A 9,956-nucleotide genomic window follows, 5' to 3' on the forward strand; every position below is an offset into this window, starting at 1 on the left:
AAACCCATGAGACTCAACCGTCCCAGAAGTCATGAGACTCAACCGTCCCAGAAGTGTGGAGACAGCACAGTACCCCTAGGTGCCGAACCGTCACAAGAAGGTACGAATCGCCGACCAGAACATACGAACTCTGACACGAAGGTACGAACCGTCACGCCCACGCGGTCACGGCAACACACGAACCCCGAGGCCAACACGCCCTCAAGCACTAGGCACCGGTAACGTCTACCGACCTCGGCACGTAACGTCCACCGATCTCGGTGCGTTACTTGTGCCGGTCTCAGCGTGTTACAAGTGCCGGTCTCAGCGGCCAACCCGCCCGGCCCAGCCATGCAGGCACCCTCCAACCCAGATACGCGTCACCACCACCCGACGAACCACCGCATCCCAAACCGGAAGAGCCGGAATACCGGTCTTCGGATCGATCTCTAGGGGTCGCTCGGGCTCGAGATGTTCTTAGCTGTGACGCGTCAGATCCGCCACCAGGAGTCTGGCGCACTCATAGCGGGTGTCGCCGTCACTCGGTATCCAGCAAGGCGCGCAGCTGCCGGGTGTATTCGGTGAAGGCCGCGCGGCCTCGAGGCGTGAGCGAGACGTAGGTGGCGGGCATGCGTCCGGAGAAGGTCTTGTTCTGCTCCACGTAACCCGCCTCCTCCAGCCGTGACAGGTGGGTGGACAGGTTGCCCGCCGTCATCCCCAGCAGCTCGCGCAGACGGGGGAAAACCAGGGCGTCTCCCCGGGGGACCGCGGCCAGGGTGGCCATGATCCGCAGGCGGGACTGGGCGTGAATGACCGGGTCGAGCGGTTCGCTGGTGCTGGGCATCGTCAGTCCCGCACGGGTGCGCTCTGGCGGCGGCCAAGCAGCGCCGTCGTGATCCCTGCCGCCACCAGGCCGCCTCCGCCGGCAAGCGCCATGATGGCCCACAGCGCGTGTCCGCCGACGATGGTAGCCGCCAGGGTGGTCACGAGGACCCAGCTGCCGGTGACGGCCAGCGAGGTCTCCTCCCAGATGGCGGCCCCGGCCAGGAACAGCACCCCGACCACCAGGCACGGCAGGGCGTTGGAGAGGATCGCGCCCATGTTCGTCGCCTGGGCGGTGCCCAGCTCGCTCAGGAAGGCGCCCACCCGGGAGGATGTGGCGAAGGCCAGGATCATGCCGCCCGCCCAGGCCAGCCCGTACAGTGTGCCGACCCAGGTGCTGCGGCCACGCAGCCCACGTGAGCGCCGGGCGATGTATACGCAGGTGAAGACGGCGGCGGCTACGAGGCAGCCCATGAAGACCAGAAACGGTCCGGGTGCCAGCGCATAGTCGCCGCCGACGCTGAGGCCGCAAACGCCGTACCCGATCAGCCAGGCCAGGCCCCAGGCGGTGTAGAGGGGTGCGGAGCGTACCTCTATGCGACGCCGATAGGTGTATTGCTGCTCCCTGATGGCGGCCAGCGCCTCAGCGGCATTGAAGTGGCTGGTGTTGTCTGCGGGAGGTGGCGCTGCGGGGGACATGACCTCATCCTCTTTCGGTTCAAAGTAGTTTGTTGAACAAACCGATACGACCAGTTTACACCAACTAGTTTGTTGCGCAAACCGTGTGGTGTTCGGACCACGGCCGCCGGACGCGCGCATGGGCCGGCAGCACGTAAGATCACTTCGTGCTTCAGACGATGTCCCAGGCCTTCATCCGTACTCTGCGCGAGGACCCCGCCGACGCCGAGGTCGCCAGCCACAAGCTGCTGGTGCGCGCCGGCTACATCCGCCGCACCGCACCCGGCGTCTACACCTGGCTGCCGCTGGGACTGCGCACCCTGCGCAAGGTCGAGGCGATCGTCCGCGAGGAGATGGACGCGATCTCCCAGGAGGTGCTATTCCCGGCGCTGCTGCCTGCGGAGCCCTACAAGGCCACCGGCCGCTGGGACGACTACGGGCCCACCCTGTTCAAGCTGACCGACCGCAAGGACGCGGACTACCTGCTGGCGCCTACCCACGAGGAGATGTTCACCCTCCTGGTCAAGGACCTGTACTCCTCCTACAAGGACTTGCCGGTGTCCATCTACCAGATCCAGACCAAGTACCGCGACGAGGCCCGCCCGCGCGCCGGCGTAATCCGCGGCCGCGAGTTCGTCATGAAGGACTCCTACTCCTTCGACATCGACGACGCCGGCCTGGAGGCCTCCTACCAGGCGCACCGCGCCGTCTACCAGCGCATCTTCAAGCGGCTGGGTCTGGAGTACGTGATCGTCAACGCCATGAGTGGTGCCATGGGCGGCTCCCACTCCGAGGAGTTCCTGCACCCCTCGCCCATCGGCGAGGACACCTTCGTACGCACCGACGGCGGCTATGCCGCCAACGCGGAGGCGGTCACCACTCCCGTTCCCGCCGATGTCGACGCCTCCGGGGTCGGCCCGGCCCGGGAGGTGGACACGCCCGACGCTCCCACCATCGAGACCCTGGTGGACTTCATCAATGCTGTCCACCCGCGTTCCGACGGGCGCGCCTGGACCGCTGCGGACACGCTCAAGAACGTCGTCGTCGCCCTGACTCATCCCGACGGTGAGCGCGAGCTGTTGGTCGTCGGAATTCCCGGAGACCGCGACGTCGACATGCGGCGCCTGGAGGCCGCCGTCGCCCCCGCCGAGGTGGAGATTGCCACCGACTCCGACTTCGCCGCCCACCCCGAGCTGGTGCGCGGCTACATCGGCCCCGCCGTCATCGGCCCCAACTCGCCGAAGCGCCGCGTGGAGCGGGACGCAGAGGGCAATGAGGTGCTCACCGGCTCGGTGCGCTACCTCCTCGACCCGCGGGTGGTGCCCGGCACCGCCTGGGTCACCGGTGCCAACGCCCCCCAGCGGCACGTACTTGACCTGGTGGCCGGACGCGACTTCACCGCCGACGGCACCATTGAGGCGGCGGAGATCCGCGAGGGCGACCCCGCCCCCGACGGCTCCGGCCCTCTGCACCTGGCTCGCGGCATCGAGCTCGGGCACATCTTCGCCCTGGGACGCAAGTACGCGCGCGCCCTGGGCCTTACCGTCCTGGACGAGAACGGCAAGTCCCGTATCGTCACGATGGGTTCCTATGGTATCGGCGTCACCCGCGCACTGGCGGCCCTGGCGGAGTCCAACCATGACGAGCAGGGACTGGCCTGGCCCATCCAGGTGGCTCCCTACCAGGTGCAGGTCCTGGCAACCGGCAAGGACGACGCCGTCTTCGAGGCCGCCGCATCCCTCGCAGCCGCGCTGGACGCGGCCGGGGTGGAGGTCCTGTACGACGACCGCCGCAAGGTCAGCGCCGGCGTTAAGTTCAAGGACGCCGAGCTGCTCGGCATGCCCTACACCGTGGTGGTCGGCCGCGACCTGGCCAAGGAGGGCACCGTGGAGATCCGCGACCGCCGCAGCGGCGAGCGCACCTCCGTACCGGTCGCCGACGCCGCCAGGCAGGTCATAGAGGCCGTGCGCGCAGCTCTCACCGCCTTGCACGGAGACGAACGAGGCGTCTGAGGCGCAGGTGTCGCATCGCGTCGGAGGTGTCGACATATGTTGACACCCCTTGAGGTTACTGCGGTTTCCCCTTAGAATCGTAGTGGCCAACATCGCAGGCCATCTGATCCCTGGTGAAGGAGCCGAACAATGGCTCAGGGCCTTAGAATGCCGCGCACGTCATAATTGTGGTTCCCACGCCGTAATGTGGCATCTCGATGCAACTGAATGTAGATTGGATAGATATGTTCGCTAGTTTCCTCTCCCGCTTGATGATTCTAGTGCTTGCTTTTCTCTCGCTTGCCGGTTCCGTCGGCGCGATGGTCGCGTTCGGGTACGAAGCCGATCTTAATCCCGGTGCTGAGGAAAATAACTTGCTGGTATCGTGGACCACCTGGTGGTTCTTGTTAAGTGTTGCTCTTACAATTGGGACTACTATCGCAGTCTATCGTGCGCACGAGCGGGATGTGTCGGCGGGTAGGGAACGTACTTCTCCTAGGTGATTTCTATACCGTTAGGTCTGGGTGGGTGCACGCTTCGGAAAGGTTGGCTGGCGGCGTGAAGGCAGTGGTCGCAGTGGCTACAGTGATCTCACTAATGAGTGGGGTTTCTGCTGAACGCGGAGTGGATTCGCTGTTCTCGCAAGGAAGGCCTGCTTTCTGTCAGATTATGCCGTGGCTGTGCAAGTGACTGTGTCGGAATTGCGATCTCGTGGGCACGGTCTGTCCGGGCGGTTATGGTTTTTCACGGCTGCCACAGTCTTCCTTTTTGTAATCGATGTCGCCTCTGTAATACTCGAGCGCGGGCTGACACCCGCGTTGTGGAGTACGATTCTCCTGGCGCTTCTTGGGGTGGCAACGGGAATATGTCCGGGAGTTGGCGGAGGGCTGCTCGTGGCTACCTGTGGGCTGGTTCAGCTTCTGCCGGAGCAAATAGCGGATTCAAGGGCGACCCTCGTATTGGGATATTTGGTGTTGGCCCTGTGGGTGTCCAGGAGTTGGTACTGGCCGTTCGTTGCGGGGGTGATGGTTCTACAGGGATCCTTGATTGCCTCGTATCCAAGCGTGTCGATAATCGTCGAAAGTACGTTGCTTGTCGTAATGCTTTGTGGCACATCCGGCTACCTCATCGGTGAGTATCAGCGTCGCGGGGACAGGCTGGCGCAGCGTGTGTATGCGCTTGAACTCGAACGTGAACTTGCCGAATCCAGGATTCGCGCCACGCTTGGTGCCGATCTGCATGACACGGTAGCCACCGATCTTACGCAAATCGTGCTGCGGTGCCAGATTGCTGCCGGAGAGGGGCAAGTACCTGCGGCAGCAGCGTTGGCGGAGATCGAGAACGACACGCGTACGGCGCTGCAGCACGTCCGCTCTATTGTTGCCGTGTTGCGGCCCGCGGCTGGCAAGGTGTCGTCACGGGACGTGCAAGCGGCGGCGCATGAGTGCGTCGAAATGCTGCGCGCGCGCGGGTTTGACGTCAACCTCGAGACCGAGGGTGTAGATGACGGGGGACAGCCCGCCACAATCCATGGAGAGCTGCTCGGACTGGTGCTGCGAGAGGCCTCGGTGAACATCCTCAAGTACGCGGCAGACAAGGGGGACGTCAACATCACCCTGAGTCTGACCCATGAGGGGAATGGCGTGACGGTCTCGTCTGCTCTTCCTAAGGCATATGACCAAGTGAAGGACCTTGCGACAGCACCGCTGAGCGGAGGACAGGGATTGGGCATTATGCGTGAGCGAATTGAGAATGCAGGCGGTGCGCTTCACGTAGGTCCCGTAGGCTCGCACTGGGTCGTGACCTGCCTGCTGCCCGAGAAGGAGGGCTGAATTATCATGAAAGAGGCGGATTCGGCTGTGAGCAAGCCCGATGGGGTTCTTCCCCGTGTGCTGCTTGTGGATGACGATGACGTCCTGCGGGCGGGGCTGTTGGAACTCCTGTCCCGAGACCACCGCATTGTCATGGTGGGTGCGTGTGCGAGTGGTGCGGAGGCCCTGGAAACGCTCGATCACCGGGCGGTGGACGTGCTGCTCTTGGACTATGCGATGCCGGGCATGAGTGGTGTGGACACCGCCCACGCCGTTGTTCAGCGTTTCCCAAGCGTGCGTATTGTCATGCTGACAGCCTTCGAATACCCCGAGAGTTTGGGTCAGGCCCTGCTGGAGCGGGTCGTCGGCTTCCTGACCAAGGATCTTCCTGCGCCGGCGATCGTGAACGCGCTGCTAGCCGCGGCCGCGGGACGGCAGGTGATGGCGCCGGCAGCAACCGAGCGACTGGTTGAGAGCTATCGCCAGCATACGGCGGAGTCTCTGCAAGGACGGACATTCCGGGCACGCGTCGACGGGCTGGACACGCGCCTGCGCCCTGTGCTCGACGGGATTGTAGAGGGGCTGAGTAACCGGGCCATCGCGCAGCAGACGGGACTGTCCGACGCTTCCGTGCGTACCTATGCATCGAAGGTGCTTGCTGCTTTCAGGTGTGAGTCACGCACCCGGCTGGCCATCCTTGCCGCCCGTGCGCAGTACTACCCGGATCGTCTGAGAGAACAGCGCCAGGACCGTCGTCGGGCCTGAAGACTGCAACAAGCGGCTCACGGGGCTAGCCCGCTGCTGACCGTGGCGAGGTTGACGCATGATGTGATGCCGCCGATGGCGGTAGCATCAGTCATCAATATCAATGTCGACAGAGCGCTGTACAGACATATGTATTTGTGTTAATTCGCGACCTGTCGGCGGGACGATAGCCCACCTGGCAGGAATCGAGCCGCTCAGTCCGCGTAGCCGGGCAACGGGGCGTCCACGCCCGCGCCCCACGCCCGGGCGCGCAGGGCCGCCTCCAGGGCCGCGTCGATCGCCGCCTCGGTGGCCTCACCGCCCGCGGCGGCGACGTGCGCCAGCTCCACCTCCTCCACCCGCAGCCACGCCTGCCTGGCCCAGGTGACGTCCAGGGAGGTGGCCGAGTCCGCCGCCTCAGTCGGTGCGGCGTATGCCGCCAGGCGGGTGTCCTCCCCGCCCAACGCCAGGGATGCGCTGATGACCGCCTTGGCATATGCCACATCAGCTTCAGCGCGGGCGCGGGCCGCATCCGTCGAGCGCGCCCCCACCTCCTCCAGCGCGTAGCGGACCGCGTCGTAGGCGGCCAGCAAGTCACCCGGTAGCGCCTCGGACACTGCGGTCGCATCCCGTCCGGAGGATGACACCGCGGTTCCGTCCAGCCGCAAGGCCGCCAGTGACCAGGCCACCGCGAGGGAGGCGTACAGGCGGGCCGAGACGGCGTCATCACAAGACGCAGCCGCATCGCGCGCCATCGTGGCCCCGTCGGCCAGGACCGCCACCAGATCGGCGGCGTCGGCGTCGGCGGCGGCAGAGGGCACCGGGGGGACCGTCTCATAGGTGGTGGGCACCGGCGTCGCCCACGGGTCCCACACTCCGCCCAGGGCTTCCAGCTGGTTTTGAGCAGCCGTGGCGATCACGTCCGCCTGGGCGGACTGCGGCACGCCGGAGCGGGCGATCACCTCCGCGGTCGAGCCGATCAGTGTCGCCTGCCGCGCCAGTGCGTCCCGCATGGACTCCTGCGCCGGTACCGTCGGCAACGAGGCCGGCGAGCCCTCGCCCAAGCGCACCCCGCAGGCGGCGGTCACGGCAACGGCCGCCGCCAGCGCGCCCGCCCGTCGCAGCAGCACTCGGCGGGGGAGTGCCCCCGCCGCAGCCGATCCGGGCCGATGCGCCCCGCCGTCGCGGGCAGCGCGGCGCTGGGCAGGCTGCGGGGAGGGCGTGGCAGAAACGATGGCGGGCGTCGGTGTCACCTGGCCATCCTCGCACGGGCGGGTAGCATGGTGGCGATCAACCGATCCGACTTCGAAGAACCCAGACACAATCCGCCCCCACCGGGCCCACTACGGGAGGAACCTCCACATGACCGACGCCTCCGTCCGGAGCCAGGAGCCCGGCCTGCGCCAGCTGCTCGCCCCCATCGTCGAGGGGGCCGGGCTCTTCCTGGAGGACGTGCGCCTGGCCCGCGCCGGCAAGTACACCACGCTGCGGGTAGTTGTCGACCTCGCCGACGGCCCCGGTGACCTCGACCTGGAGACCCTCGGCGAGGTCACCCAGTCCATTTCCGACGCCGTCGACGCAGCAGACCCGGTGGCCGGCCAGTACACGCTGGAGGTGACAACCCCCGGCGCCGAGCGGGAACTGCACACGCCCCGCCACTTCCGCCGCGCCGTCGGCCACAGCGCGGTAATCACCACCGCCGAGGAGCAGACGCTGCAGGGCGAGGTCACCGCCGCCGACGCCGACACCGTGACCCTTTCCGTCGACGACTCGCCCCGCACCATCGCGCTCGCTGACATCACCGCCGCCCGTATGGTCGTGAGCATGTAAGCGGCCCCAGCCCCGCCCCGGCGCCCCGCCCGGACCCAGCCGGCGACGCCGACCGCACCCAGACGAGACAAAGGAATTAGGAATCATGGACATCAACATGCCGGAGCTGCGCGGTGCAGCCGACGAGCTGGGCATCGACCTGGACAATCTGCTGCCCGCCATCGAGGACGCCATCCTGGGCGCCTACAGCAAGGTCCCCGGCGCCATCCGCGGCGCGCACGTGGAGATCGACCGCCGCAGCGGACACATGACAGTGCTCGCTCCCGAGGTAGACGAGAACGACGAGCCCACCGGCGAGTACTTCGACGACACCCCCGAGGACTTCGGCCGCATCGCCCAGGCCACTGCCCGCTCGGTGATCGTGCAGCGCATCCAGGACCGTCGCGACTTCGAGGTCCTGGGTGCCTTCAAGGACAAGGCCGGCGAGCTCATCTCCGGAACCGTCGAGCAGGGGCGCGACCCGCGCCTGGTTTACGTGCGTCTGGATGACGAGCACGAGGGGATCATGCCTCCGCACGAGCAGGTCCCCGGTGAGCGCTACAAGCACGGTGACCGGATTCGCGCCTACGTCACCGAGGTGTCCCGCGGCCCCAAGGGCGCCCAGATCATCCTGTCCCGCACCCACCCGGGCCTGGTGCGCAAGCTGTTCGAGCGCGAAGTGCCGGAGATCGCCGCCGGCGACGTCGAGGTCGTCTCGGTAGCGCGCGAGGCCGGGCACCGCACCAAGGTTGCGGTCAGCGCGCGCGTGCGCGGCGTCAATGCCAAGGGCGCCTGCATCGGCCCCATGGGGCAGCGGGTGCGCGCGGTCATGGCGGAGCTGGGCGGGGAGAAGATCGACATCGTCGACTACTCGGAGGATCCAGCCCGCTTCGTCGCCAACGCCCTTTCGCCGGCTCGTGTCGCCTCCGTAACGGTGCTCGACGCCGATGAGCGTTCCGCCCGTGCCATCGTCCCAGACTTCCAGCTCTCGCTTGCGATCGGCAAGGAAGGGCAGAACGCACGCCTGGCGGCCAGGCTGACAGGTTGGAAGATCGACATCCACGCAGACACCGAGTCCGGTGACGTCACCCCCGGGCGCGATTCCCGTGCCGACGACGTGACTGGTCCCTCAGCACCCGGCGCTGAGGACTGACCGCTAACCCCGCTACACTTGACCTCGGCCTGCCTGCGGGCATGCACCGGGCCTCCGCCCGGTGACTCGCGGCGGTAGGCGACAGCGAGCGGAAGGACGCGTCCAGCCGGTGGTCAATACCCCCCACGTGCCCGAACGCACCTGCATCGGCTGCCGTGGCAAGGCCCCCCGGGCGCAGTTGCTGCGCCTGGTCCTGACGGACGGTGGCGAGCTGGCCGTCGACGCCCGGGCCATCATGCCTGGGCGGGGCGCATGGATCCACCCGGACCCTGAGTGCGTCGACCTCGCCGAGCGCAGGCGCGCCTTCGGGTGCGCCCTACGCATGCGCGGATCACCCGAGGTGACCCGCGTGCGCGACTGGGTTCGCCTTCACAGGGCGGACAGCGGTCGCGTGTGCACACCGTCCCCGACCGGGGAACGGCAGACCGATAGCAAAGGCGGGTAGGAAGCTGATGGGCACCCGATGAGTACCCAGCGATGAGCTGCCTCTACTAGCGCCCACCCTGTTCGGGGTGGGCAACCGGACAGGAGAAAAGTGGCAAAACCACGCGTTCATGAGCTCGCGAAGGAGCTCGACCCCACTGGCAAGAAGATCACCTCCAAGGTGATTCTGGCCTGGCTCAAGGATCAGGGGGAGTTCGTCAAGGCGGCGTCCTCCACCGTTGAGCCCCCCGTTGCTCGCCGGGTACGCGAGCACTTCGCCGCCCAGGGCGAGGCCAAGGCGCCCAAGCCTGCGGCGAAGCCAACCGCTCCCGCCTCCAGCGCCGCACCGAAGCCGACGCCGGCGGCGCCCAAGCCGGGGGCGCGTCCAGCCGCGCCTACGCCGAGGGCTGCGGCCCCGAAGCCGCAGGGCACCGCACCCAAGCCGGCAGCCGCACCCAAGCCTGCCGGGCCCAAGCCGTCGCGGCCTACGCCCGCCCCTGCGCCCACGCAGGCGCCCGGCGCCTCCCTGCTGTACGCCATCCCCTC

The 9,956-nt window shown here is 66.9% G+C and carries 10 protein-coding genes; 7 read left to right on the forward strand and 3 right to left on the reverse strand.

What is annotated here, in order from left to right:
- Positions 1–517: 517 nt before the first annotated feature.
- Both GZ997_RS12145 and GZ997_RS12150 read right to left on the reverse strand, forming a co-directional pair.
- A complete protein-coding gene (locus GZ997_RS12145; RefSeq protein WP_162680074.1) occupies positions 518–823 on the reverse strand; it encodes a transcriptional regulator in 306 nt (101 codons plus the stop codon).
- 2 nt (positions 824–825) lie between these two features.
- Positions 826–1,500 (reverse strand): hypothetical protein, encoded by a 675-nt coding sequence (locus GZ997_RS12150; protein WP_162680075.1) that lies wholly within the window; start codon positions 1,498–1,500, stop codon positions 826–828.
- A gap of 146 nt (positions 1,501–1,646) precedes the next feature.
- Between GZ997_RS12150 and GZ997_RS12155 the strand changes: the two genes are divergently transcribed.
- From GZ997_RS12155 to GZ997_RS12165, 3 genes are all read left to right on the forward strand, one after another.
- The gene (locus tag GZ997_RS12155; RefSeq protein WP_162680076.1) at positions 1,647–3,491 is read left to right on the forward strand and encodes a proline--tRNA ligase; all 1,845 of its coding nucleotides are present in this window, start codon (positions 1,647–1,649) and stop codon (positions 3,489–3,491) included.
- 1,043 nt (positions 3,492–4,534) lie between these two features.
- The gene (locus GZ997_RS12160; RefSeq protein WP_162680077.1) at positions 4,535–5,302 is read left to right on the forward strand and encodes a histidine kinase; all 768 of its coding nucleotides are present in this window, start codon (positions 4,535–4,537) and stop codon (positions 5,300–5,302) included.
- 6 nt (positions 5,303–5,308) lie between these two features.
- Positions 5,309–6,046, forward strand: a complete 738-nt coding sequence (locus GZ997_RS12165; RefSeq protein ID WP_162680078.1) for a response regulator transcription factor — start codon at positions 5,309–5,311, stop codon at positions 6,044–6,046.
- Between the two features lie 194 nt (positions 6,047–6,240).
- On the opposite strand, the gene GZ997_RS12170 is transcribed toward GZ997_RS12165, so the two are convergent.
- Positions 6,241–7,278 (reverse strand): hypothetical protein, encoded by a 1,038-nt coding sequence (locus tag GZ997_RS12170; RefSeq protein WP_343212342.1) that lies wholly within the window; start codon positions 7,276–7,278, stop codon positions 6,241–6,243.
- 109 nt (positions 7,279–7,387) lie between these two features.
- On the opposite strand from GZ997_RS12170, the gene rimP reads away from it, so the two are divergent.
- From rimP to GZ997_RS12190, 4 genes are all read left to right on the forward strand, one after another.
- Complete coding sequence (gene rimP / locus GZ997_RS12175; RefSeq protein ID WP_162680079.1) at positions 7,388–7,855, forward strand: ribosome maturation factor RimP; 468 nt, start codon at positions 7,388–7,390, stop codon at positions 7,853–7,855.
- Between the two features lie 85 nt (positions 7,856–7,940).
- On the forward strand, positions 7,941–8,987 hold the full coding sequence (gene nusA, locus GZ997_RS12180; RefSeq protein WP_162680080.1) for a transcription termination factor NusA: 1,047 nt from the start codon (positions 7,941–7,943) through the stop codon (positions 8,985–8,987).
- A gap of 127 nt (positions 8,988–9,114) precedes the next feature.
- Positions 9,115–9,432, forward strand: a complete 318-nt coding sequence (locus GZ997_RS12185; protein ID WP_343212345.1) for a YlxR family protein — start codon at positions 9,115–9,117, stop codon at positions 9,430–9,432.
- Between the two features lie 90 nt (positions 9,433–9,522).
- Positions 9,523–9,956: translation initiation factor IF-2 N-terminal domain-containing protein (locus tag GZ997_RS12190; protein ID WP_238994456.1), on the forward strand; the 434-nt coding region annotated here is incomplete at its 3' end.

It is taken from the genome of Actinomyces sp. 565, assembly GCF_010365615.1.
In the GTDB taxonomy this organism is placed as follows: domain Bacteria; phylum Actinomycetota; class Actinomycetes; order Actinomycetales; family Actinomycetaceae; genus Actinomyces.